The sequence below is a fragment of the Shewanella sp. AS16 genome, assembly GCF_021412365.1.
Classification (GTDB): Bacteria; Pseudomonadota; Gammaproteobacteria; order Enterobacterales; family Shewanellaceae; genus Shewanella; species Shewanella salipaludis.
The window spans coordinates 564,495-588,710 of the sequence record NZ_JAKCLK010000001.1 but is presented as its reverse complement, the minus strand read 5'-3'; the positions used below and the strand labels follow the sequence as shown (position 1 = coordinate 588,710).

27 protein-coding genes are annotated in these 24,216 nt (G+C 52.1%); 17 read left to right on the top strand and 10 right to left on the bottom strand.

The window, feature by feature from the left end; all coding sequences use genetic code 11:
* Nucleotides 1-119 precede the first annotated feature (119 nt).
* A complete protein-coding gene (locus LZP73_RS02720) occupies nucleotides 120-923 on the top strand; it encodes a 4'-phosphopantetheinyl transferase family protein (RefSeq protein ID WP_234232942.1) in 804 nt (267 codons plus the stop codon).
* Between the two features lie 91 nt (nucleotides 924-1,014).
* Here the strand turns inward: LZP73_RS02720 and queF are convergent, their stop codons facing one another.
* Entirely contained in the window at nucleotides 1,015-1,872 is an 858-nt protein-coding gene (queF, locus tag LZP73_RS02715; protein ID WP_234232937.1) for an NADPH-dependent 7-cyano-7-deazaguanine reductase QueF, read from the bottom strand.
* A 59-nt stretch (nucleotides 1,873-1,931) separates the two neighbouring features.
* Here queF and syd point away from each other — a divergent pair, with 59 nt between their 5' ends.
* Nucleotides 1,932-2,585 carry a SecY-interacting protein gene (syd, locus tag LZP73_RS02710; RefSeq protein WP_234232930.1) on the top strand — a complete coding sequence of 218 codons (654 nt, stop codon included), beginning with the start codon at nucleotides 1,932-1,934 and terminating at the stop codon, nucleotides 2,583-2,585.
* A 72-nt stretch (nucleotides 2,586-2,657) separates the two neighbouring features.
* On the opposite strand, the gene LZP73_RS02705 is transcribed toward syd, so the two are convergent.
* Together LZP73_RS02705 and LZP73_RS02700 are read right to left on the bottom strand one after the other, a co-directional pair.
* A complete protein-coding gene (locus LZP73_RS02705; RefSeq protein WP_234232929.1) occupies nucleotides 2,658-3,431 on the bottom strand; it encodes a Zn-ribbon-containing protein in 774 nt (257 codons plus the stop codon).
* Nucleotides 3,431-3,760, bottom strand: coding sequence for a hypothetical protein (locus tag LZP73_RS02700; protein ID WP_234232928.1), 330 nt, complete (start codon nucleotides 3,758-3,760; stop codon nucleotides 3,431-3,433). Before LZP73_RS02700 ends, LZP73_RS02705 begins: the two co-directional genes overlap by 1 nt.
* A gap of 163 nt (nucleotides 3,761-3,923) precedes the next feature.
* Between LZP73_RS02700 and LZP73_RS02695 the strand changes: the two genes are divergently transcribed.
* Complete coding sequence (locus LZP73_RS02695; RefSeq protein ID WP_234232927.1) at nucleotides 3,924-4,295, top strand: DUF3192 domain-containing protein; 372 nt, start codon at nucleotides 3,924-3,926, stop codon at nucleotides 4,293-4,295.
* A gap of 20 nt (nucleotides 4,296-4,315) precedes the next feature.
* Here the strand turns inward: LZP73_RS02695 and LZP73_RS02690 are convergent, their stop codons facing one another.
* The gene (locus tag LZP73_RS02690) at nucleotides 4,316-4,546 is read right to left on the bottom strand and encodes a DUF2789 domain-containing protein (RefSeq protein WP_234232925.1); all 231 of its coding nucleotides are present in this window, start codon (nucleotides 4,544-4,546) and stop codon (nucleotides 4,316-4,318) included.
* A 151-nt stretch (nucleotides 4,547-4,697) separates the two neighbouring features.
* Here LZP73_RS02690 and LZP73_RS02685 point away from each other — a divergent pair, with 151 nt between their 5' ends.
* Both LZP73_RS02685 and LZP73_RS02680 read left to right on the top strand, forming a co-directional pair.
* Nucleotides 4,698-5,336 (top strand): GNAT family N-acetyltransferase, encoded by a 639-nt coding sequence (locus tag LZP73_RS02685; protein WP_234232924.1) that lies wholly within the window; start codon nucleotides 4,698-4,700, stop codon nucleotides 5,334-5,336.
* A complete protein-coding gene (locus tag LZP73_RS02680) occupies nucleotides 5,329-5,634 on the top strand; it encodes an Mpo1-like protein (protein ID WP_442800707.1) in 306 nt (101 codons plus the stop codon). Before LZP73_RS02685 ends, LZP73_RS02680 begins: the two co-directional genes overlap by 8 nt.
* Nucleotides 5,635-6,962: 1,328 nt before the next feature.
* Here LZP73_RS02680 and LZP73_RS02675 read toward each other — a convergent pair.
* Together LZP73_RS02675 and LZP73_RS02670 are read right to left on the bottom strand one after the other, a co-directional pair.
* On the bottom strand, nucleotides 6,963-7,352 hold the full coding sequence (locus LZP73_RS02675) for a DUF3301 domain-containing protein (RefSeq protein WP_234232922.1): 390 nt from the start codon (nucleotides 7,350-7,352) through the stop codon (nucleotides 6,963-6,965).
* Nucleotides 7,349-8,362, bottom strand: a complete 1,014-nt coding sequence (locus LZP73_RS02670) for a DUF3549 family protein (RefSeq protein WP_234232921.1) — start codon at nucleotides 8,360-8,362, stop codon at nucleotides 7,349-7,351. Before LZP73_RS02670 ends, LZP73_RS02675 begins: the two co-directional genes overlap by 4 nt.
* 188 nt (nucleotides 8,363-8,550) lie before the next feature.
* Between LZP73_RS02670 and LZP73_RS02665 the strand changes: the two genes are divergently transcribed.
* The 4 genes from LZP73_RS02665 (at nucleotide 8,551) to purU (ending at nucleotide 11,490) form a co-directional block, all read left to right on the top strand.
* Nucleotides 8,551-8,871, top strand: a complete 321-nt coding sequence (locus LZP73_RS02665; protein WP_234232920.1) for a YqcC family protein — start codon at nucleotides 8,551-8,553, stop codon at nucleotides 8,869-8,871.
* Nucleotides 8,858-9,670, top strand: a complete 813-nt coding sequence (gene truC, locus LZP73_RS02660) for a tRNA pseudouridine(65) synthase TruC (protein ID WP_234232919.1) — start codon at nucleotides 8,858-8,860, stop codon at nucleotides 9,668-9,670. Before LZP73_RS02665 ends, truC begins: the two co-directional genes overlap by 14 nt.
* A 252-nt stretch (nucleotides 9,671-9,922) precedes the next feature.
* Entirely contained in the window at nucleotides 9,923-10,387 is a 465-nt protein-coding gene (locus LZP73_RS02655; RefSeq protein WP_234232918.1) for a flavodoxin, read from the top strand.
* A gap of 236 nt (nucleotides 10,388-10,623) precedes the next feature.
* Nucleotides 10,624-11,490 (top strand): formyltetrahydrofolate deformylase, encoded by an 867-nt coding sequence (gene purU, locus LZP73_RS02650; protein WP_442800706.1) that lies wholly within the window; start codon nucleotides 10,624-10,626, stop codon nucleotides 11,488-11,490.
* 102 nt (nucleotides 11,491-11,592) lie between these two features.
* Here purU and LZP73_RS02645 read toward each other — a convergent pair whose 3' ends face one another.
* The 4 genes from LZP73_RS02645 to map form a co-directional block, all read right to left on the bottom strand.
* Nucleotides 11,593-11,937, bottom strand: a complete 345-nt coding sequence (locus tag LZP73_RS02645) for a DUF3718 domain-containing protein (protein ID WP_234232916.1) — start codon at nucleotides 11,935-11,937, stop codon at nucleotides 11,593-11,595.
* A gap of 212 nt (nucleotides 11,938-12,149) precedes the next feature.
* Nucleotides 12,150-12,974, bottom strand: coding sequence for a 2,3,4,5-tetrahydropyridine-2,6-dicarboxylate N-succinyltransferase (dapD, locus tag LZP73_RS02640; protein ID WP_234232915.1), 825 nt, complete (start codon nucleotides 12,972-12,974; stop codon nucleotides 12,150-12,152).
* 17 nt (nucleotides 12,975-12,991) lie between these two features.
* Complete coding sequence (gene glnD / locus LZP73_RS02635; RefSeq protein WP_326490330.1) at nucleotides 12,992-15,628, bottom strand: bifunctional uridylyltransferase/uridylyl-removing protein GlnD; 2,637 nt, start codon at nucleotides 15,626-15,628, stop codon at nucleotides 12,992-12,994.
* The gene (gene map, locus LZP73_RS02630; RefSeq protein WP_234232913.1) at nucleotides 15,603-16,403 is read right to left on the bottom strand and encodes a type I methionyl aminopeptidase; all 801 of its coding nucleotides are present in this window, start codon (nucleotides 16,401-16,403) and stop codon (nucleotides 15,603-15,605) included. Before map ends, glnD begins: the two co-directional genes overlap by 26 nt.
* A 311-nt stretch (nucleotides 16,404-16,714) precedes the next feature.
* Between map and rpsB the strand changes: the two genes are divergently transcribed.
* The 8 genes from rpsB (at nucleotide 16,715) to rseP (ending at nucleotide 24,209) form a co-directional block, all read left to right on the top strand.
* Nucleotides 16,715-17,443, top strand: a complete 729-nt coding sequence (gene rpsB, locus LZP73_RS02625; protein ID WP_169563234.1) for a 30S ribosomal protein S2 — start codon at nucleotides 16,715-16,717, stop codon at nucleotides 17,441-17,443.
* A 119-nt stretch (nucleotides 17,444-17,562) separates the two neighbouring features.
* Nucleotides 17,563-18,414, top strand: coding sequence for a translation elongation factor Ts (gene tsf / locus LZP73_RS02620; protein WP_234232912.1), 852 nt, complete (start codon nucleotides 17,563-17,565; stop codon nucleotides 18,412-18,414).
* A 68-nt stretch (nucleotides 18,415-18,482) separates the two neighbouring features.
* Nucleotides 18,483-19,211 carry a UMP kinase gene (gene pyrH, locus LZP73_RS02615; protein WP_234232911.1) on the top strand — a complete coding sequence of 243 codons (729 nt, stop codon included), beginning with the start codon at nucleotides 18,483-18,485 and terminating at the stop codon, nucleotides 19,209-19,211.
* A 29-nt stretch (nucleotides 19,212-19,240) separates the two neighbouring features.
* Entirely contained in the window at nucleotides 19,241-19,798 is a 558-nt protein-coding gene (gene frr, locus LZP73_RS02610) for a ribosome recycling factor (protein WP_234232910.1), read from the top strand.
* An 82-nt stretch (nucleotides 19,799-19,880) separates the two neighbouring features.
* Nucleotides 19,881-20,708, top strand: a complete 828-nt coding sequence (locus LZP73_RS02605; RefSeq protein WP_234232909.1) for an isoprenyl transferase — start codon at nucleotides 19,881-19,883, stop codon at nucleotides 20,706-20,708.
* A gap of 20 nt (nucleotides 20,709-20,728) precedes the next feature.
* Entirely contained in the window at nucleotides 20,729-21,586 is an 858-nt protein-coding gene (locus LZP73_RS02600) for a phosphatidate cytidylyltransferase (RefSeq protein WP_234232908.1), read from the top strand.
* A 4-nt stretch (nucleotides 21,587-21,590) separates the two neighbouring features.
* Nucleotides 21,591-22,784 carry a 1-deoxy-D-xylulose-5-phosphate reductoisomerase gene (gene ispC, locus LZP73_RS02595; protein ID WP_234232907.1) on the top strand — a complete coding sequence of 398 codons (1,194 nt, stop codon included), beginning with the start codon at nucleotides 21,591-21,593 and terminating at the stop codon, nucleotides 22,782-22,784.
* A gap of 54 nt (nucleotides 22,785-22,838) precedes the next feature.
* Nucleotides 22,839-24,209, top strand: a complete 1,371-nt coding sequence (gene rseP, locus LZP73_RS02590; protein ID WP_234232906.1) for a sigma E protease regulator RseP — start codon at nucleotides 22,839-22,841, stop codon at nucleotides 24,207-24,209.
* Nucleotides 24,210-24,216: the final 7 nt, after the last annotated feature.

Sequence of the window (24,216 nt, the reverse complement as noted above, 5' to 3'; positions counted from 1 at the left end):
ATCATAAAAAATGGCCCGGCGAATAGCCGGGCCATTTTTTATCTATTGAAAGAGACTGTGTTATGAGATCATTTCAGCGAGTTACCTTTTACCTATAGGTTCTGCCTGTGCATGATCCAATGTTAATTCACTTAGGTTTCGTTCCCTTGAGGCCGTTAGCCGGGGCGGAGCGCGCCAGGCTGCTGACGCTCCTGTCCCACGAAGAGCTCGGCAAGGTGGGCCGTTTTGCCTCCCTGGCACTGAAGGACAAGGCCTTGTTGAGCCGGGCATGCTTGCGTTTGCTGTTGTCGCAATATGGGGTGCTGGCGCCCCATCAATGGTGTTTCGACTACGGAAAATACGGCAAGCCCGGGCTCAGTTCGGCCCAGCGGCAAGCAACCGGACTCGAGTTTAACCTGAGTCATAGTGGCGACTGGCTTATGGTCGCTGTGCTGCAGACACATGGCATGCAAGTGCAGTTGGGGGTCGATATCGAACATGAACGAGCCCGCACCGATATTCACCCTATACTGAGGCATTATTTTTCGGCAGCGGAAACGACGGCGTTGCTGACCTTGTCGGCCGATGAACAAAGGGGGCGTTTCTTCGATCTCTGGGCCTTGAAGGAGTCCTATATCAAGGCCCAGGGAATGGGACTGGCCTTGGCCTTGGACAGTTTCAGCATGGATTTGTCGCGCCCTGGGCTGGGGGAATTAACCTTAAATACAAGCATTCCCGGGCAGTCCGATACTTGCTTGCCGCTCTTGAGTCGCATAGGGCTGGAGGCGCAGGAGGCGGGATTCGACTCAGGCCTATGGCAGTGCAGCCTTGGGCGCCTGGATGCCGATTATCGCTTCGCGGTGAGCTTGGGGGGGATGGCGTCCGAGGTCAAACTGAGCGCCAGGCAGTGGGGAGCCGAGTTGTTTGCCGCTATCGAGCAGTAGCTTGGCTAGGCTCTTGTCATAGAGAGCATAAAAGAGTCCGCGTTGCCGCGGACTCTTTTATGTTTGACTCTTTTATGTGTATTCCTGTCGGCTATTGGCGTGCCAGCCTATGACTCTCGGGCGGGTGCTCGAAGTCGGTACGATAGGGGTTGATGTCCAGGCCACCACGACGGGTATAGCGGGCATAGACGGTCAACTTGCTGCAATGGCAGTATCGCTTCAAGTCGACGAAGATGCGCTCGACACATTGCTCGTGAAACTCATTATGCTGACGGAAAGAAATGAGATAGCGCAGCAGTTTTTCCCTGTCTATCTTGGGCCCCTGATAACGTATCATCACACTGCCCCAGTCGGGCTGTGAGGTGATGAGGCAATTGGATTTCAACAAGTTGGAGTTCAGAGTTTCGGCGACGATTTGCTTCTCATCCGTACTGTCCGCCAGGTAGTCAGGATTAAAGCTATAGTCATCGACTTCTATGTCCAGCTCGTCGATGCAGGTGCCTGGCAGCTCGGCGATGCGCTGGTTGTTGAAATGTCTGGGTTCGATGATTTTGACCCCAACCTCCCCTTGGGCACACTGGCTCAGATCGCGGATCAGCGCCTGCTGTACCCGCTCCACACTGTCGAAGCGTGTCTGGTTAAAGCTGTTGAGATAGAGCTTGAAAGACTTGGATTCGATGAGATTCTGACTGGCATAGCTGAGTTGTATCTCGGCTATGGCGACCATAGGTTTCCCCTTGGCATTGAGCCAGGATAATTCATAACCCGTCCAGAAGTCGACGCCATGAAAGGGCAGCTCGGCTGTGAGTGCTATCGCATCACGGTTGAGTTTGCGGGGAACCCCTTGCAACAGCGCAGCATCATACTCGGCCTTATACTCGCTAGTCTTGCCTAGGGTCAGTCCAGCCATCTCTGAAGCATCACTATAGGGATCGTGATTCTTTGTCATCAATACGGTTTCCATGTCAAAATAGACCCTCATTATACTTCAATTTGGATGTCGCTTCAGTGTCTTGTCTGCCAGCGTTAGATGATTTTTTGCAAAACTACCTTCAGGCGTATCGTGAGCGACTGGACGAATACCCACGTTACTATCCTCTGGGGGAGGCGTCTGTCTGCATTCGGGGGGATTTCGAGCCTGAAGCCAATGTCGCCGTATTCTGGGCCCCCGTCAGGCGTGATGTGCCAGGGCGCTTTGATAATGTAGCAGGCGCTCTGGGGCTGACATTATGGCCGGATATTAATGATTTTTATGGTTATTTCTTCGCTGCGTCACTGTTATTCGACTCTCCCTGGGGCGAAGGCGAGTTGTTGCAGCCGTGGAATGACAAGGACTTTGACTATTTGCAGCAAAATATCATAGGCCACCTCATGATGAAGCAGAAACTCAAGCAGGCTCCGACCTGGTTCGTCGGCGTGCTGAATGAGGGGGATAAGATGCTGACGGTGGACAATGCCGATGGCAGCGTATGGCTGGAGATCCCGGGTGAAGCGCCGTCCGAGCGCTTGGCGCCAAGCTTGGAGGCCTTTATCGGGCAATTGTCTGCCAGGGTGGCGCCGCCGAGCCTGCATCAGGAGCCTGAGATGCCGGCCTTGGCGCATCCTGGCATAGGCCAGCGGTTGCAAGCCATGTGGCAGCATCTGTTCGGCAAGCGTGGCTAAGGGGTTGCTGCATAGCCTGATTCTTAGTCAGAGCTGTCGCTATTCATCTCTATGTTTTCTCGTCAGCTATGGCTATTGATGATCCCAGGAAAGATTGGAAACAATACGACATGGCTCACAGCGGAAGTGGAACATGTCCAGCAAGGGCTCGTCCAGCTTCCAGTCCAGGCTGCCACAACGTGGGCAGGGACGATTGAGTTCCGCGGCCAGGCTTTCTCCTCCCACCCGATACAGATAATAATAGGTCGGGATCTGGGTCAGATATTCGATACGCCCCCGTATATCCCAGCCGCGGCGAAACAAGTCGCTGTCGCTGCTGCATAGCTCATCCAGTGCGGCAAACTCGGCTTTGGTCGCCGCCGCCATCTGCAACTCATCACAGGCTTGCCATTCACTCTGCCAGCGGATCACCCGCTTGTGATCGCCGTTGAAGGTCGCGGGGATCCTATATAAAGGAATAGGTAGCAAGTTATCGCCACTGCGCAGCGGTGAGCACATGTGCACATAGCTGGTATACAGCAGTTGCCAGCTCGGAGTGTCAAGGTTGCTGGCTTCGGAATTAATATCCTGGCCTATGAACTTCTCCCTTGGGGCCAGCAGCTTGGCCTCCGTCAGGGCGCCTAGGGCACGTTTCACCCATGGGCTGTTATGGCGATTGGCGAGGCTGGTCTTCTCCGGTGTGAGCAGGCGCACCCGGAACTCGCCATCGTTGAAAGCCACTGCAAATTCACGTCCCAGCACCTGACCGTTGGCGCGCAATGCTTCCAGCAGGTTGTTGATGGCCTTCTCGGCGGCGCTGATGGTGGTATCGGCAAAACACTCAAATCTCAGTTCGGTCACAAACATCAGGCTGTTTTCTCCTGGGATTCGAGTCGTGTCAGGCGTGCATCCAGCTGTTGGTATGCGGCCTTCAGCTGTTTCAGCTCCTGAGTGAGCCGCGCGACTGCTTGCTCCGGCGATGAGTCGGCAATAATAACTTCGGCCTCAACCTCAACCTGTCCCACCAGCCTAGCTTGCTCAGCCTTGGGCATGGCCTTAAATTGCTGCAAGCCTTTGATTAATATTGGCAGGGGAATGCTATTGCTCAGTTGCGCCTTCAACAGTGCGACCGATGGAAGCTTACCTCTGTCTGCCAGTGCCTTTGCCGCTGCCAATACTTGGTCTATCTGGCTCATGATTGGTTAAATTCCTTAACTTGGGTGACTAGGGGCGTATGTTTAAGCCAATGAAATGTTTTTATTGTATTAAATAACAATTGGTTAGTATTTTTGGCCGGTATTTTGCTTGTGTTGGCTGCAAATGAAGTCAAACACATAGAGTGTCTTAGGAGAAATTAACATGAAATCAAAATGGATTGCCATTGCGTTTGTTGGGGCAGCAAGCTTAGGGCTTAGCGGTTGTGTGGTCAATGTCGGTGATGAAGCCAGTGACAGACTCGACGGCAGCCATTGGGCAAAAGTGCAGGACGATAACAGGGAAAAGCTCACCCGGTTGAACTTAGGTATGGATAGAGAGCAGGTGTTGGCGCTGATGGGAACGGCGGATTTCAGCGAGGCCTACCTGCAAGATGGCAAAGAAATGCAGGTACTCTTTTATCGAACCCAGAGAAACCACGGTGATGGCAAGACCACCAAGGATGAATGTACCCCCATCATCCTGAGCAACCATAGCTTGGTTGGCTGGGGAGAGGCCGCTTACGCTAAGTTCTAGATGCGGCCTCGGCACAGCGTCTATTTCCTTAATAAGGTGTCCAAGTGGTCAATTGCGTCTGACCACTCGGCATCTTCCTCTAACGCCTCATTCAGGAATGCTCTTTGGGATGGGGTCCAAAAACTCGCCTGAGCCAGAAGTTCGTTATCCGAGAGCGAGTGCCTGGCAATAAACTGCTCTATGGCTTCACGTTCGCTGTCTAGTCCAAGTTGTTCAAATAAATGCGATATATCTACTGGTGTGGTATCCATAACAGAGTTCCTTCGTTGCCCTGAGCAATAGATCCAGAGTAAGACACTCAGGCCAAAATGCAATATCTGATTAATCTTTGCACTTTCACTTAAGCTTGATACATTGGTAATTGCTTCGCTAATCTGTGATCCGGATCAAGGAATAATGCCTATGGAACAACAAATCTTGGAAAGTTGCCGTGCTGTTTACCTGACGGCGGAAGACTTACGCATAGCCGCATCCATTATTTACAATGCCTATCATGATGATCCGTTATTCATGGATGCCTTGTTCAAAGGTGACAAGGTTGCCTACGAGCAGAAACTGCGTGCAGCCATCAGGGAAGAACTGAATGAACTTTGGAAGCAGGAACAAGCGCTTATAGGTTGGTTCGATGGTGAGCGTTTGATCGGTGTGGCATGCATCATCACTCAGCAAGTGCCCTTGGGGGATGCTAGATACTGGCATTGGCGGTTAAAAATGTTAATGGGGACTGGGTGGCAATCGACCCAGGCTTTGATGAAGAAAGAGTCCAGTATTCTCGAGCACTTGCCCAGCAAGGATTGCGGTATCTTGCAATTTATCGCCTTGGCACCCAATGAACAGGGGAAAGGCCATGGCAGTCACCTGGTTCAGGCCGTCCTGAGTTGGTGTGATGAACAACTCGCGTTGGATGGGGTAGGGGTATTCGTCAACAATGCGAAGCAGTTAGCGTTGTTCAGCAAGAATGGTTTCACACGCTTAACCTCCCTGACGATTGGCAAGGTAGAGGGCGAGCTGCTTTTTTATCGTGGGCATGAAGATGGCTAGCGATTTCTGGACCTTCTATTCCTGGTATTTATCACAGCACCAACATCCTCTCTGCCGAGGCCTGCATTATCTTGGCAGTGTCTTGGTGGTGTTGATCTTGTTGTACAGCTTATGGTTTCAGGCTTGGTGGCAACTAGTCTATCTGCCTCTGGCAGGTTATGGCTTTGCCTGGATAGGGCATCTGCTATTTGAAAAAAATCGACCGGCGACTTTCAAACACCCCTTCTACAGTTTCGTGGCCGACTGGCTCATGTTATGGCAGATGCTGACGGGTAAGCCATTGGGGGCGAAGAACTAGCATTCGCTGCTGTCTGCTTGCCGTGTGCGACATGTCTCACAAAGCTGTGAGACATAATGTCCTTCTCTTGGGTGTTTCCCCTGTAGTTAATATTATAGTCATTTATAAACAAACGTTTACGCCCAACGTCTCGATCTTGGCCTATGGGCACCGGAGTGAGTGTTCTAATTTTGACCTGTGAATGTTGCTGCTTAAGCTAAACTTCTCATGTCGCCTGTTTTTGCCGTATGACGAAAACAATCGACCTGAGGAATGGGTCGTGTGGGTGACGGCAGGAATTCTGTTATCGAGTCAGGGTAGACTCATGAAACACCTGGATGTGTTTCGAAACGATATCAGAATATGCCACGGAGTTGGCTCTCGCCCGGCAATAGGGAAGGCCGAAGCGGTATAGGCTTAATGGTGAACAGCTTATACATGAACCTTGGGGATTAAGGTTCGCAGGACGCACAGGATGAGGCCTACGGATAGGTCGGCTCGGCGAAATGGAGATGCCGGTCAAAGGATTGAGTACTGAGTACAGGGAACTAATAGGGATATCAGGGATAGAGGCAAGCAGTCTGACGCAGGGATGGTGCAGGGAGCACTGTGATAGCAGGATGGCTTACTAGAGATAAATTGGGCGCACCTACAAGGTTGCGCCCTTTTATTTTGTCTCCTGTTGGCGTGAATGGGTTGCTTGCAACCCATGTGGAATGGTGAACAGCCTGAGTGTATGTGCGAGATGGCTTACAAGAGCGTAAGACAATCAGTCTCAGTGACGGGCGAACTTTCCGCCATAGATAAATAATTTTTTATTTTTCATGGGATTGAGAGTGTTCTCTGATGTTTGGGATTTAGGTCGGTGTCCGGGTGGTTATCTTTGCACCACCAGGTTGGCAGGTTCCCAACTAAGATATAGACAGTTCTCAGGGAGATTGAAATCCGTTTGTGTTGCCATCAGGATGATGAAATACAGACAGGGAGGTCTCTCGAGAGCGACAAAGCCACAGGATGGGCATTGTCTATCGACCAGGACGGTCAGCTTTCAGGATGAACTGCTACTGCCTTGGATGGCGGGATACAGGATGTAGTTAAAGGGATTTTCATGGATGGACTCAGGACACGCTTATGGATAAGCAGGCTCGTACAAAGGATTGTCGGGCAACAAGGAAGTGTACTTTAAGTACAGGGAGCTATCAGGGAACGACAAGGATGATGCAGGACGCAATCGAGACGCAGGGATGGTGCAGGGAGCATTGTAATAGCGGGAAAGCTTAACAGAGAACCAGAAGGGCGCGGCAGTTAACTGTCGCGCCCTTTCTTTTTAGCTTTAGTCGAGATGAAACTCAATGACACTTTCCCGAGTTGCAGTTACGGCGAGAGCCACAGCTGCCGCCGATAGAGCCTCTGGCCTGGGGCGCATCCAGCCACTCGGGCTCGGGGAAAACGGGCCACTCAATTCTATGGATTTTTCTCCCTTGCATCCAGAGATGGGCTTGAAATTGATTTATCCCATCCGTGCTGAATTCAAAAAGGTATTTGGCTTTCCAGCATAAGCCTGTACTGCCACCGACACTCGGCCGGGCCGATTCCATGGCGATGGCCAGCAACTGGACGTTTTGTTTGATGCATTCTTTCTCAACAAACAGGCGGCTGAGCTCCGCCATCTGGCGCAGTTGCCAGAAAAACGCCGCCAGCACCACCAGGGCCAAGATCAATAACAGGTCTGTCATCATGCAGTCGTTGCCTTAAATAAGCCGCCTATGGCATTTGAAAGTTGGCTACTACGCTCCGGGTTGCGAATATCGGCCAACAGCTGCCCACGCAATCCAGGAATGGCCACAATATCAGCAAATATCTGATTAAAAAAGCCTTGAGGCTGCAATGCCAGCGCTTCCAGGTAATTTAAGCGGCAAGCATCATCTTCCAGCGCTGTCCAATTGCGGGCGGCGATGGCGATCAGGGCATCGGCATCGAGCCTGGCTTGCTCTGCCAGACTTGCGATGGCGACTCTGGCCAGCTCTGGCCTGGATGCCAGTGCCCTGAGGTAATAGAGCTTATTTTGGGGCGTGGCCTGTTCGAATCCTGCCGCTATCTTTTGTGCCAGTGACGCATCTAAGCTGAGATGTTCCAGGCACTGACATAGGGCAATCTGTACTTCCGGCGCGGCCAGCTCCAAACCTGTCATTATCGGGCCCAAGTGGTCGAATTCATCTCGTCGAACGCAGACATCGGCGAGCCCCTGTAGCCCCAGATGTTGCCAGGCGCTGGCCGGTACCTGTCCGGATAAATACTGCACGGCAAATTCATATTGCGGTGAGGCTTGCTGGCCCAGCTGTTTGCGTACCAAGGCATTAAAGAGTGCCAGTTTCTCTTGGCTTGGGGTGAAGTTGAAGGGGTTCGCCGCCAGACGTTCTTGTTGCTCCTGGCTGAGCTGTTGGGTGGGATCTTGTCCCAGAGCTTCCAGGACCATACGTATGAATTGGCTGCGTGGTGCCGGGGCCAGCAGTCCCTGCTCATCCAAGGGTAACTTCAGAAACCAGATATAAGGGGCCTGCGTCTGCCGCCAGAAAACCAATGCCAGTTGCGCGTGGCCCTGGATAGGATAAGGATAGGGGGTTGCGAGTGACTCTATCTGATGAAAGGCAGCCAAATCGATAGGCTGGACTCTGCGGCCCATATCATAGACCTGAAATTGAGTGTTTGCCGTGGTTAAAAATTGGCTGAGGGTGATTACTTCTGTCATTTACTGGCCATTTTGCTGAGAATTGAGCTGGAAACTCGTCCGTGGAATACCGGCATTATAGGGATAACTGAACACAGATGGTATTATTGCCGGTCAATAACTAGGTGGGCCCGTATAGCGTCGGTCCGAGTGCCTCATGGCTGCTACTGTCAGTCATGGGCGTGTGGATGAGATAGGTTGGATAGTTAATGCATTATGCTCAAACCCTGGCTCTGCTTGGGGACATTGAAGCTGAGCTCAAGGCTCTTGAATTCTGGTCCGAGGTTAGGCCATCCGAGGCCGCCATGGCCAGTACCGCACCTTTCTGTTGCGATCTCATGCCAATAGAGCATTGGTTGCAATTTATTTTTTTGCCGCGAATGCATCAGCTGATTGAGATGGGACAGCCACTGCCCACTAAAATAGCTATCGCGCCCATGGGCGAGCATGTCTGGGCCGGATTGGCCAGCCATAAGGCCCTGATCGCCCTTCTCAACGATTTGGATGTGTTGTTAAATGAACCCAGTTGATCCCATGTTGGCGTGCGAGCCGCCGGAAGTTGCACCGGAAATTGACATATTATTCGAAGATGAATACCTGGTCGCCATCCATAAACCGGCAGGCCTCTTGGTACATCGCAGTTACCTGGCACGCAAAGAGCGGTTCTTTGCCATGCAGCTCACCCGGGATAAGGTGGGATGCCATGTGTTTCCCGTGCATCGCTTGGACAGGCCGACTTCCGGTGTCTTGTTGTTTGCCAAGAGCAGTGAGGTGGCCAGGCTGTTGTGCGAGCAATTCGCGGCTCACTCGGTTGAGAAGCAATATCTGGCGTTGGTACGCGGCAACATGCATGCAGCCGGCACCTTGGATTATGCCCTCAGGGAAGAGCTGGATGAGCTGGGTGATAAGGATGTCGATCCTAACAAAGAGGCTCAAATGGCCGTGACCAGTTATGAGCCTTTGTTGAACAGTGAAATTCCGTTCAGTTCCGGGCGTTACCCGACCAGTCGTTTCGGGTTAGTGCAACTGAGCCCACATACGGGACGTAAACATCAGTTACGCCGTCACATGGCGCATCTGCGTCATCCCATATTGGGCGATACCACCCATGGTGATGGAAAGCAGAATCGATTTTTTCGCGAACATTTTGCCGTTAACCGCCTGTGGCTTATCGCCAAGAAGTTAAGCTTTCTTCATCCTGTGACACAAATACCCTTGTGCATAGAGACTGAGTTGGAGCCCGAGTGGCTGACCGTGTTTGCCGGATTGGGGTGGGAGCAGGCTCTGGAGACTATGAGTCAAGGCCCGCACCTGGTCAAGGGGGCCTAATCTTTGCGGCAGGATTGTTGTACCAGAGCCTGTAAGTGAATGAAGCCCTGGACCTCTTGTGGCAGGGGATTAATGCCTTGCTGAAATGCGTGGAAATAGCCGTTGCGCCGGATATGAGCCGCTCTGTGTTGTTGTTTCAGATGTCTTCGTCTGTTGGTCTGGCACACAGCTCTGAGTCCTTGACTTGTGGCACTGCCAACCACTGGCGTATGGTTAAGTTGGAAGTAATAGAAACTCGGGAGAGAGTATAACATGAAACGTGTAAATCTGGTGTTTGGTACTGTCTATGGCAGCGCTCAGTTTGTGGCCGAAACTCTGGAGCAGGAACTCGGTTCCTTGGGCTATCAGGCGCGGCTGTGGCAACCCGACGAGCTGGCCGGATTTGTGCCGCCTCAGGATGAGTATCTGATCCTCGTGTGTTCGACCACGGGACAGGGCGATCTGCCGGACGATATCCAGCCTTGGTTTCATGGCCTTAGCTCGGCGGCACCTTATTTGCCCGAACTCAAGTACAGTGTGATCGCCCTGGGGGATTCGAGTTATGAAACTTTTTGTGGGGCGGGTAAACAGCTGGATTCACTCTTCGCCGAGCTTGGTGCGACGCGTTTGTCGGAGCGGCTCGAAATTGATGCCTGTGAAACCATGGAGCCCGAATTGGCGGCTAAAGCCTGGCTGTTGCATTGGCATAGGTCGGTCGAGTCAGAACTGGCTGCTTAGCAGGGTTTAAACCTGAGGGGAGCAGGTTCCGGGGAACAAGCTTTCCGTGGTTTAATGCTGTTTTCATCAAAAGTCACACTTAAATTGCGATTTACCTCAAATTTCCGACGGTTTTTCTCGTTTTTTCGAATGTTTTTCTCTGTTTTGAAAATTTATTACTCAATTGCACGCCGGCTAGTGTTCATTTGCCCATGTTATGGCACACTCGAAGCAAGTCCATTTTTCGAGGAAAGCCAGTGTCAGTGACTCAGACCAATGCCAACAGCTCTGTCGAGCGTAAAATATTAATCACAGATTGTGCCGATGCCCACGGATTGATAGCCAAGATTACCGGTGTCTGCTTTGCACATGAGCTCAACATAGTTAAAAACAGTGAATTCGTCGATAATGCCCAGGGACGCTTCTTCATGCGCACCGAACTGGAGGGAAGCTTCGACGACGCATCCCTGCTGAACGATCTAAGCTCTGTGCTGCCGGAACAGAATCACATGCAATTGGTTGGCGCCGAGCGTAAGAGGGTCGTAGTCCTGGTAACCAAAGAGGCGCACTGTCTGGGCGATCTCTTGATGAAGTCTTATTATGGTGGCCTGGATGTCGACATTGCCGCTGTGGTCGGCAATTACCCCAATCTGGCGGAACTTGCCGCTAAGTTTGCCATCCCGTTTCATTTTGTCAGCCATGAAGGTTTGGACAGGCTGTCCCACGAACAGGCGTTGCTCGAAGTCATCAAACCCTATGAGGCCGATTATCTGGTGCTGGCGAAATACATGCGGGTACTGACCCCTGACTTCGTGGCTCAATACCCGAATCGTATCATCAACATTCACCATTCTTTCCTGCCTGCCTTCATCGGCGCCGGCCCTTACCGGCAAGCCTGGGAACGTGGGGTTAAAATCATCGGGGCGACGGCGCATTTCGTGAATAACTGTTTGGATGAGGGACCCATCATCAAGCAAGATGTGATCCCAGTAGATCATAACTACAGCGCGCAGGAAATGGCGCGCGCCGGCCGGGATGTTGAGAAGAGCGTTTTGAGCAAGGCATTGCAATTGGTGCTGAACGACCAGGTGATAGTCTATGGCAACAGGACGATAGTCTTTTAAGGGCTGAGTCGCTTAAGGGCAGAGTCGCCGCATATAAGACAAGGGCCCGACTGGCAGGCCCTTGAACTTAAACATAACTTTGCTGTAGGAATCGCTGTTGGCTTAAAAATAGACTCTGAGCATTTCTTCCTCAGGGATATTCATGGCGATATCCTGAATTGTGACCCGACCCTTGAGATAACGTTCAATCTTGGCAGCGGTTCTATTGGCGCCATGGCTGAGGGCAAATTGATGGAAACTTTGGTCATTACAAACCAGTCTTGGGAACACGCGTTGTTCATTGATACGGTAATCCCGCATGGTATTGGTATAGGTGAAAATATTGTTGCTGGCCCCCGCTTTACATACGGCGATTAGGGTTTTCTCTATTTGCGGATCCATGGCAGCAGAAGCTGCGAAGGAGAGGGTGGTGAGCGTGATGGCTGCAACTGTGGTTAGCGTTTTCATATTTAGCTCCTGGCAACTTAACTTTTAGCTGTGTCATAGGAAAGTAAAGGCGCTATCTGGACTGAATGCTGTAAGCTATTTGTGTTCAAGTGTATCTGAGTGTGATAAATACTGCTGAATGTATCTATCTGTAACAAAATATTATTGCATGCCGCTTCGGACATAAAAAATCCCACTCGAGGCGGGATTTTTATCTTGTGACGCAGTGAAGTTTAATCCACTATGCGCAGCAGTTCGTTGATACCGACCTTACCACGTGTCTTGGCATCGACCTTCTTGACTATGATAGCAGCGTAGAGGCTGTATTTCCCGCAGCTCGATGGCAGGTTTCCCGATACCACTACCGAACCTGCAGGTACCCGACCATAATGGATTTCGCCCGTTTCCCTGTCATAAATCCGTGTGCTCTGGCCTATGTAGACCCCCATGGAGATCACGCTGCCTTCTTCGACCACAACGCCTTCGACTATCTCCGAGCGTGCCCCTATGAAGCAATTATCTTCTATGATAGTGGGACCCGCCTGCAGTGGCTCAAGCACGCCACCTATGCCGACCCCACCCGATAGATGCACATTCTTGCCTATCTGGGCACAAGAGCCGACCGTGGCCCAGGTATCGACCATGGTACCTTCGTCGACATAGGCTCCCAGGTTCACATATGAGGGCATCAAGACGGTATTCTTGCCTATGAACGAGCCTTTACGTACCGTGGCCGGAGGCACTACACGTATGGCTTCGGCCTTGAAGCGCGCCTCGTCGTAATCGGCGAATTTCTGCGGCACCTTGTCGAAATACCGGGTATCGCCACCCTCTATGATGCCGTTGTCGAAGATGCGAAACGACAAGAGCACGGCTTTTTTCAGCCATTGATGCACGTGCCATTGGCCGTCAATCTTTTCGGCCACCCGGGCCTCGCCCTTGTCCAGCATGCTGATGACAGTTTCGACATCGGCGCGCACGCCGTCCGATACCGTGGCCGGTGTAATGTCTGCACGCGCTTCGAAAGCCGCTTCAATACGCTGGCGTAAAGCCTCCATGGGTTTCTCCTGTTTAGTTAATTCGTTAGGGGTTGTGACAAGGCATGAGTGAGCGCCTCTCTCAGCCTCATCTCCTGGGTGACATCCAGTTGCAATCCCTCGTTGGTCTGCAACATAAAGAAATCTTCGGCGCGCTCTCCTATGGTAGTGATCTTGGCGCCAAGCAAGGTGACGCCACAGCGATAGAAAATATCCCCTACCTTTGCCAGCAAGCCAGGGCTGTCGAGGGCGATCAGTTCCATCATACTTGTACCATGACGGCTGCTCGGCAGGAAACTCACCTGAGTCGGAACATTAAAAGGTTTCATCTTACGCGAAAGTTTTCTAAAACGCGGCAATTTGGGCGAGTCTGCTCCCAGCGCCTTTTCCAGTCCCTTGCGGATGCTCTGAATGCGCGACAACTGGTTTATGGGCGCCCCATCCTGCTCCAATATGATGAAGGTATCCAAAGCATAATTGTCCTTGGAGGTCATGATGTTGGCATCATGCACATTGATGTTCTTATTGTCCAACACCGCCATGACAGTGGCGAAAAGCTTGGGTCTGTCGGGACAATAGACGAACAGTTCCGTGCCGCCGCGGGTGGTGTGCTTGGAGATCAACACCAAGGGGGCGTCGTGTTTGTGTTTGAGTATCGCTTCGGCGTGCCAGGCAACCTGATTGGGTTGGTGGCGCAGGAAATAGTCCGCCTTGAATCTTTGCCAAAGAGCATCGAGATCTTTTTCCTTGATGCCGCGCCGCAGCAATTCTTTCTTGGCCTTGGCCTGGTACTCGCGTACCCGGGCCCGGATATCCACAGGTTTCTCCTTGCCCCTGGCCAATACCCTCTGGGTGGAGAAGTACAGATCTCTGAGCAGAGAGCCCTTCCAGCTATTCCAGGTTTTTTCATTGGTGGCACAGATATCGGCCACCGTCAGGCAGTAGAGATAACTCAGGTGCACCGCATCGCGCACCTTGCCGGCAAAATCGGCCACCACGTCGGGATCTGAGATATCCCGCCGCTGGGCTGTGACCGACATCACCAGATGATGTTCCACCAACCAGGCGACCAGACGGCCGTCATGATCGTTGAGTCCATGCAACTTGCAAAATGCCAGCGCATCGGCCGCGCCCAGTTTGCTGTGATCGCCGCCTCGGCCCTTGGCAATGTCGTGAAAGATAGCGGCCAGTACCAACAGGCCTTTCTTGGGCAGCTGGTTGATCAGCACAGAGCCCAAAGGAAATTCTTCTTTCTGCTCCGGCTGCGAAAATCTTTCTATGTTGAGCAGCAACCTGTGGGTATGCTCATCGACCGTATAAGCGTGGAACAGATCGAACTGCATCTGGCCTTCTATATTGCGCCAGGCGGGCAAATAAGCAGATAACACGCCATGTTTATGCATCAGCGACAGCGCGGCTATGCCCCTGGGATGGCGCAAAATCTCCATGAACACTTGCCGGCAGCCGGCATGCTCCATCAGTGGCTGGGTCTGGGCCCTGCGCGCCAGGCGCAGGGATCTCAGGGTCGGGGCATAGATGCCCTTGATGTTGGAGTTCTTTGCCACCAGCAAGAATAATCTGACGATTTCCTCGGCATTGTTGAACAGCTCGTTGTTCAGTGCTTCGATGAAGATGCCACGTCTCTGGTAATGGGCATCGATGGGTTGGATCACCAACGCCTTGGTATGACCCAGGGTGGCACGCTTGAACAGCTGCAACAGCATCTCGTTCAGCTCCATTACCCGCCGAACCGTACGATAGTAGCGTTTCATCAGTTGCTCGACCGCCAATTGGGTGGCGTCTTCATACCCCATCAGCTCGGCGACCTGGCGTTGCAGATCGAACAGCAAACGGTTCTCGTCACGTCCTGAGATACTATGCAGAGCAAATCTCAGCTCCCACAGGAAAGACTGACACTCGAGCAGCTCTTCCAACTCCTGGGGCTCGAGAAACTCATATTGCACCAACTCCTCTAGCCTGGCGGCATCGAAGTGACGCATCGCCACCCAGGCTATGGTTTGGATATCCCTCAGTCCACCCGGGCAGGTCTTGAGGTTGGGTTCCAAATCGAAGGCGCTGGCCTTGGCATGACGGGCCTGCTGCTCGTCGCGTTTGGCAATAAAGAAATCACTCGATGGCCAGAAATCCCCCTGGCGTATGCTGTCGTATAGGACATCAAACAGGGGTTCACTGCCAGCCAACAGCCTGGCTTCCAGCAAATTGGTGGCGATGGTGATATCGCCGCGGCCCTGTATCAGGGTCTCGGCAATGGTGCGCACACTGTGACCGATTTCCAGGCTGGCATCCCAGAGGAAGGTGATGAACTGCCCCAGCGCCGCCTCGGCCTGCTTGCCTAAGTCCTCGTTTTCGACCAGGAACAAGAGATCGATATCCGAATGAGGGTGCAGCTCGCCGCGGCCATAACCGCCAACGGCGATGAGCGCGATAGCCTGAGCATCCAGACCGAAATCCTGCCAGGCCTGTTTGAGTAGGTCATCGACAAATTGGCATCGCTGCCTGACCAGCTCACCGACTTGTTCTTTGGCTTTAAAGCGATTGAGCAACAGTAAGTTCTGTTCGACTAATGCGGCCTTGGCAGACAGAGCTGTAATCATCGAGTCCCTTGCAATTAACTTGAGTGGATGTAGTTTAGTGGTTGATAAAGCGTGGGAAATCCTCTTCCTCGCGCAGCGTCAGGACTTCGACGCCTTTTTCTGTCACTAACAGAGTGTGTTCCCACTGGGCAGAATTTTTACCATCCGAGGTGGTCACAGTCCAGTTATCCGACTTGTCCAGCACTGTGGTATGACGACCTGCGTTGATCATGGGTTCTATGGTGAAGCACATGCCAGGACGCAGCACAGTATTGTCATTGTTCTTATAATGCACCACCTGCGGTTCTTCGTGGAAGCCGGCACCTATGCCGTGGCCGCAATAATCTTGCACTATGGAGAATTTCTCCAGCCCTGTCTTGCTGGCCTTGATGAACTTCTCGATGGTGGTGCCTATTTCACCCAGTTTCATTCCTGGACGCACCTTGCGGATGGCCAGATACAGGCTCTCCTGGGCGATGCGGCACAGGCGCTTGTCCTTGGCACTGACATCGCCTATGAGGAACATCTTGGAGGTGTCGCCGTGGTAGCCGTCCTTGATGACAGTGATATCGATATTGAGTATGTCACCCTCCTTCAGCGGAGGATTGTCTGCTGGGATGCCGTGGCAAATGACGTTATTCACCGAGGTGCAGATCGACTTGGGAAAACCATGGTAGTTGAGCGGCGCAGAAATAGCCCCTTGATCTTCGGTATATTTAGCACAAATATCGTTGAGCTCGTTGGTGGTGATGCCGGCCTTGACATGGGGGGCGATCATTTCCAGCACCTGGGCGGCCAGTTTACCGGCGGCGCGCATTTTTTCGATTTCTGCAGCTGTCTTTATGACTATACTCATGGAGTCTCTCTTCGTGTCTTGAATGGGTCAGTTTTCGGCGCAATCTGACGCAAAAATTTGTGCTTCAGGGCTATTTATGGTATAAAGCGCGCCGTTATGTTTAAGTCTTATTGGGTTTCCCTGGCGGAGTATTACTTGGTCCTGGGGTCGCAATCTGGCTGATATGGCTGCCATTATACATGGCTATTTATGTAAATACTAAATCACACACGTATCGACACATTCTTCGGGGTGCTCCCGGCTGGAAAGCCTGGGGTCGAAGGCATGGGATGCGTGGAGGTCCAACCCCCTAATATACTAAGGTAAGAGAAATGACTACAGTTTCAATGCGCGATATGCTCCAGGCCGGTGTTCACTTCGGTCACCAAACCCGTTACTGGAACCCAAAGATGAAGCCATTCATCTTCGGTGCTCGCAACGGTGTTCACATCATCAACCTCGAGCATACAGTGCCTATGTTCAATGAAGCACTGGCTTTCATCAGCAATGTTGCTTCAAAGAAAGGCAAGGTTTTGTTTGTCGGTACTAAGCGTGCCGCTGGCGAAGCGATCAAAGAAGCGGCTCTGTCATGTGATCAGTACTATGTCGATCACCGCTGGTTAGGCGGTATGCTGACTAACTGGAAAACCGTTCGTCAGTCAATCAAACGTCTGAAAGAACTGGAAAGCCAATCAGTAGACGGTACTTTCGACAAGCTGACCAAGAAAGAAGCGCTGATGCGTACTCGTGAGCTGGAAAAGCTGGAAAAATCTTTGGGTGGTATCAAGAACATGGGCGGCCTGCCAGACGTATTGTTCGTCATAGGCGCTGACCATGAGCATATCGCTATTAAAGAAGCTAACAACTTAGGGATCCCTGTTGTTGCAGTTGTTGATACTAACTCTGCGCCAGACGGTGTTAACTACATCGTTCCTGGTAACGACGACGCGATGCGTGCTATTCGCCTGTACACTGCTTCTGTTGCTGCTGCCGCGAACGCTGGCCGTGGTCAGGATCTGGCTGTGCAAGCTGAGCAAGACGGTTTCGTAGAAGCCGAATAATAATAAGGTGTGGTGATTACATCGCCCTTATTAACCAAGATTTATGATTGGTTAACAGGGGCCTAACGGCCCCTGTTTTATATCTGCAAATTTGTCGATTTTTTATAGAGGATTTAACAATGGCAATTACTGCTGCCCAAGTTAAAGAACTGCGCGAGCGCACTGGCGCTGGCATGATGGATTGTAAAAACGCCCTGACTGAAACTAACGGTGATATCGAACTGGCGATTGATAACATGCGTAAGAGTGGTGCTGCCAAGGCCGCTAAGAAAGCAGGTAACATCGCTGCCGACGGTACTATCCTAATCAAGAATGGCGAAGGTTTCGCTGCCTTGTTAGAAGTTAACTGCCAAACCGACTTCGTTGCAAAAGACTCAAACTTCCTTGCATTCGCCAACGCCGTACTGGACGTTGCCGCTGCATCTAAAGTTTCTATCGAAGACTTGAAAGCACAGTTTGAAGAAACCCGTGTTGCGCTGGTTGCTAAAATCGGTGAAAACATCAACGTACGTCGCGTCGAGTACATTGACGGTGCAAACCTGGCTTCTTACCGTCACGGTGAGCGTATCGGTGTTGTTGTCGCAGGTGAAGCTGACGAAGAAACCTTAAAGCATATCGCAATGCACGTTGCTGCTTCTAAGCCAGAATTCGTTAACCCTGAAGACGTACCTGCTGAACTTGTTGCCAGAGAGCAAGCACTGCAAATCGAAATCGCAATGAACGAAGGCAAGCCTGCCGAGATCGCTGAGAAGATGGTTGTCGGTCGTATGAAGAAGTTCACCGGTGAGATTTCTCTGACTGGTCAAGCTTACATCATGGAACCTAAGAAAACCGTTGGCGAAATTCTTAAAGAGAAAGGCGCTAAGGTAACTAACTTCATTCGTTTGGAAGTGGGTGAAGGTATTGAGAAAAAAGAAGAAGATTTTGCAGCCGAAGTTGCTGCCCAAATCGCGGCTTCTAAAAAGGCTTAATCGCCACTCTCTACATACCCCCAAGACCGCGGCAATTGCTGCGGTCTTGTTATGACCAGGATAAAATTATGAGCACCAATCCAAAACCTGCCTTTAGACGTATTCTTCTGAAATTAAGTGGCGAAGCACTTATGGGTGAAGAAGGCTTCGGTATCGATCCCAAAGTACTGGACCGCATGGCCCAGGAAGTTAAAGAGCTGGTTGAGCTGGGTATTCAAGTGGGTGTGGTGATTGGTGGTGGTAACCTGTTTCGTGGTGAAGGCCTGGCAAAAGCCGGCATGAACCGCGTGGTGGGCGATCACATGGGTATGCTGGCAACTGTCATGAACGGCCTGGCCATGCGTGACGCCTTGCACCGTGCCTATGTCAATGCGCGCCTGATGTCGGCCATCCCCCTGAAGGGCGTATGTGACGACTATAACTGGGCAGAAGCCATCAGCCTGCTCAAGTCTGGCCGTGTGGTGATTTTTGCTGCGGGTACCGGCAATCCTTTCTGCACCACAGATTCTGCCGCCTGTCTGCGCGGTATTGAAATCGAAGCCGAAGTCGTGCTCAAGGGCACCAAGGTCGACGGCGTCTATTCAGACGATCCTATGAAGAATGCCGATGCAGTCAAGTACGACGAACTCAGTTACACTGAAGTACTGGATAAAGAATTGAAAGTGATGGACTTGGCCGCCTTTACCATGGCGCGGGACCATGACATGCCTATCTTGGTCTTCAACATGAATAAACCCGGCGCCCTGCGTCGTGTCATCATGGGTGAAGAAGAAGGCACGATGATCAAAGCGAAATAAGTTTTTAGTGACCCAGAAGGACATTTAACGTGATTGAAGATATTAAGCAAGATGCCCAGGAACGCATGGGTAAATGCGTCGAAGCCACCAAGAACCAAATGGCAAAAGTCCGTACCGGCCGTGCTCATCCAAGCCTGCTGGATTCGATCCAGGTCTCTTACTATGGTGCCATGACACCTTTGAATCAGGTGGCCAACGTTGGTATTGAAGACTCCCGTACTCTGTCTGTCAGCGTCTTCGATCGCAGCATGATCCAAGCCGTAGAAAAAGCCATCATGACGTCCGATCTGGGATTGAACCCCATGACGGCCGGCGCGACCATGCGTATTCCTCTGCCGGCATTGACCGAAGAGCGCCGTAAAGACTTTATCAAGGTAGTGCGTGCCGAGGCCGAAAATGGCCGGGTCGCCATACGTAACGTGCGTCGCGATGCGATTTCTGAAGTGAAAAAGCTTGAGAAAGCTAAAGAATGCACCGAAGATGATGTTCGCCGCAGTGAAGATGAAGTGCAGAAGTTTACCGACGCACACATCAAGAAGATCGATGAGATCCTGGCGGCGAAAGAAGTTGAGCTGATGGAAGTCTAAACTCCGGCTCGATAAGCTAGAGTTGATGCGCCGTGTAGGGGTATACTACACGGCGTTTGTCTATTTAAAAGGGTCATAATAGATGTCATCCACAGTGGACTTTGGACAAGATTCTGGGCCAGCCAGTGAGCAGCGCCAGACTTCATCTGAGTTGTCGGAACAACTGCCAGAGCTGGTCAATCTGCCCATCCCTCGGCACGTTGCCATCATAATGGACGGTAATGGCCGCTGGGCCCAGATGCAGGGTAAGCCCAGAGTCATGGGGCATAAGGCCGGAGTCAAGGCGGTACGCCGGGCCGTGAGCACTGCCAGTCAGCTCGGAGTTAAGTCACTGACATTATTCGCCTTTTCCAGTGAAAACTGGCGCAGGCCGGATAAGGAAGTCAGCCTGCTGATGGAGCTGTTCTTCACTGTGCTGCAACGTGAACTTAAGCTGTTGCATAAGAATCAGGTCAGATTGAACATCATAGGTGATATCAGCCGCTTTTCGGCGCGCCTGCAGAAGCAGATTGCCAGCGCCGTGGAGAAAACGGCGCCGAATACTGGGCTGGTGCTCAATGTTGCCGCCAACTATGGTGGCCGTTGGGATATTTTACAGGCAGCGCAGAAGTTGGCTGTCAAAGTTGAAAATGGCGAAATGACCAGCAGTCAGTTCACCGAAGCCGCTTTGAGTGAACATTTATGCATGCAAAATCAGAGCGAAGTTGATTTAATGATCCGCACCGGCGGAGACTATCGCATCAGCAATTTTGTGCTCTGGCAGGCGGCATATGCCGAGTTGGTATTTACCGACACCCTGTGGCCGGATTTCGATGAGCAAGCATTTCAGCAAGCGATCAGTATTTTTTCCAGTCGTCAGCGACGTTTCGGTTTGACCGGCAATCAGATCGATGAAATGCGCACCTTATAAAATTTCATGAGGAAATTTTTTTGCTAAAACAACGAATAATAACAGCAATTTGGTTAGTCCCATTGGTGTTGGGGGCGATATTTTTGCTCCCCGCAAATTATTTCTCCTGGGCCCTGGTGGCGGTATTTTTGATTGCCGCCAAGGAATGGGGCAGGATCATCGACTGTGAGTCTAAGGTCACCCAATGGAGTTTCACCGCCACCATGGGGATACTGCTCGTCGCGCTGAACCTTTTGGTCCCCATCGACAGCTTGTGGTTCAAGGGGCAGCTGCATCCGGTGTTTTTAGCGGTGATTTCTCTCGGGGCCATCTGGTGGGCTGTCGCCTTGTTGCTTGTGGTCTCGTTCCCCAACAGCGGGCGTTTGTGGCAAACCAGCCCCATGCTCAAGTCCATGTTTGGCCAGTTGACCCTGTTACCTTGTTTCGCCTCGCTGATAGCGCTTAAATCCCTGGATACCCTGTCCCAGCCATATTATGGCGGCACCCTGGTCTTCCTGGTGATGCTGGTGGTTTGGGCGACGGATTCGGGCGCTTATTTCGCCGGCAAGACGTTCGGCAGAATCAAACTCATGCCTAAGGTGAGCCCGGCCAAGACGTTGGAAGGACTCGCCGGCGGCCTGTTGACCACCATGTTGGTGGTGGCAGGTGTCATGTATGTATCACCCGAACAGGAACTCGGACTGGTTATCGGGGTCACCCTGTTTACCGCCTTGGCTTCGGCGCTGGGGGATTTGTCCGAAAGCATGTTTAAGCGTGTCGCCTGCATCAAAGACTCGGGAACGATTTTACCCGGTCATGGCGGTGTACTGGATCGTATCGACAGCCTGACCGCGGCCTTGCCGGTATTTACCTTGATTTATCTTGCATTCTGGATGTAACGCTATGCAAAATTTGGTGATTTTGGGAGCAACCGGCTCAATAGGTGCCAGCACCTTGAGTGTTATCTCACGAAATCCGCAGGCCTATCGCGCCTATGCCTTGGTGGCGAATGCCAGTGTCGATAAGATGTTGGCCCTATGCCTCGAGCATAAGCCGGTTATCGCGCATATGGTGGATGAGAGCGCCGCCGCCTCGCTCAGGTCTCGGCTGCCTGCGGCCATGAAGGTCCAGGTGACCACGGGAACGCCTGACTTACTCGGCCTGATGCGCAGCCCGGACGTCGATACCGTGATGGCGGCGATAGTGGGGGCTGCCGGGCTGCTGCCGACCTTCGAGGCCGTCAAGGCGGGTAAGCGCGTCTTGCTGGCCAACAAGGAAGCCTTGGTCATGTCCGGCAGACTGTTTATCGATGCCGCCAAGGCCTCAGGCGCTCTGGTGCTGCCGGTCGACAGCGAGCATAACGCTATTTTCCAATGCCTGCCTGAGTTGGTGCAATCCCATCTGGGGCATTGCGATCTCGACACTGCCGGTGTCTCACATATCTTGCTCACAGGATCCGGTGGGCCTTTCCTGACGTCGGACTTGATGACTCTCGCGACCATGACACCGGCCCAGGCCTGTAAACATCCCAACTGGTCCATGGGGCCCAAGATCTCCGTCGACTCGGCCACCATGATGAACAAGGGGCTGGAGTACATAGAGGCGCGCTGGTTGTTCAATGCCGGGCCAGAGCAGTTGAAGGTGGTGATCCATCCCCAGAGCGTGATCCATTCCATGGTGCAGTATGTGGATGGCTCTGTGGTGGCGCAGATGGGTAACCCGGATATGTGTACGCCTATTGCACATTGTTTAGCCTATCCGCAGAGAATTGCCTCCGGGGTTGAACCTTTGGATTTTTTCAAAGTCGGACAATTAAGCTTCCATGAACCTGATTTCGAACGTTTCCCCTGTTTAGCGCTGGCGATGGCCGCCAGTGCCCAGGGACAGGAGGCAACGACAGTGTTGAATGCCGCCAATGAGATCGCCGTCGAGGCCTTCCTTGGGCAGCAGCTGAAGTTTACCGATATCGCCAGAGTGAATGAATTGTGTCTAGGTCGAGTGCCGGCCGCGACATTGACCTCGATTGACGATATCCTGATGTTAGATGCCGAGGCCAGGCGTTACGCCATAGAGGCTATCGCCGCCTTAGCCCGGTAATGTTGCTCCAGTAATGTTAGTCCAGTAATGTTAGTCCAGTAATGAAGGAGTGAGATGTTAGATTTCTTATGGAACTTAGGTTCCTTTATCATAGCCCTTGGGATCTTGGTCACCGCCCATGAGTATGGCCATTTCTGGGTCGCCAGGCGCTGTGGTGTCAGAGTCGAACGTTTCTCCATAGGTTTTGGCAGGGCTATCTGGCGTCGCATCGGCAAAGACGGCACCGAATATGTTGTGGCCCTCATCCCCCTGGGCGGTTATGTCAAGATGCTCGACGAGCGGGTCGATGAGGTCGCCGACGAATTCAAACCTCAGGCATTTAATCGTAAGTCGGTATGGCAGCGCATCGCTATCGTAGCTGCGGGCCCGGTAGCCAACTTTATCTTTGCGATACTCGCGCTCTATCTGATGTTTTTCATCGGTGTGCCTTCGCTCAAGCCCATCATTGACTCGACTCTGACCGGCACTGCGGCCGAGAAGATCCAGATCCATGAGCCCATGCAGATCATGGCGGTATCTGGGCAGAAGGTGCGCAACTGGGAAGAAGTCAATCTCGCCCTTGTGAGTCACATAGGTGAAGACAATATCAGCCTCTCGTTGGCGCCACTGGATAGGCTGGAAGGCTTGGATAGCCGCGAGGAAACTTATCAGTTGGATACCCGCGAGTGGCGTTTCAATCCTGAGGAGCAGTCACCTATCAAGGCACTGGGACTGGGAGTCTACAGCCCGGAAATTTTACCCACCCTGGCGCTCATCAGCCCGGGCAGTGCCGCCGAGGCTGCCGGTCTCAAGCCGGGGGACGTGCTGGTCGCAGTCAATGGTCAGAGCTATTCAAGCTGGGATGATTTTGTTGAAATTATTCAGCATTCTGCCAATATGCAGGTCGCGTTGACCCTGCGCCGTGATGCTGAACAGTTCGAGGTTTACTTAGTGCCCAAACCGAGCAAGGCGGCGGACGGCAAGATCATAGGTGTGATAGGTGTCAGCCCTACCCAGGCACCTTGGCCGGAGAATATGCGCTTGCAGCTCGAATATGGCATAGTGGATGCCTTTCTCGTGGCGGCAGACAAGACATGGCAATTGACTGCCGTGAGCTTCAAGATGATTGGAAAATTATTTACCGGCGACGTGTCGGTGAAAAACCTGAGTGGACCCATCTCAATCGCACAGGGTGCGGGCAATAGTGCAAACTATGGTCTGGTCTATTTTCTCGGGTTTCTCGCGCTCATCAGTGTCAACTTAGGCATAATTAACTTACTGCCTTTGCCTGTGCTCGATGGGGGACATCTACTCTATTACTTCATTGAGGTGATAACGGGTAAACCTGTATCCGAAAGGGTGCAGGAAATAGGATTCAGGTTTGGGGCGGCCTTATTGCTGCTGTTGATGAGTGTCGCACTCTTCAATGATTTCTCCCGACTCTGAGCAGGGA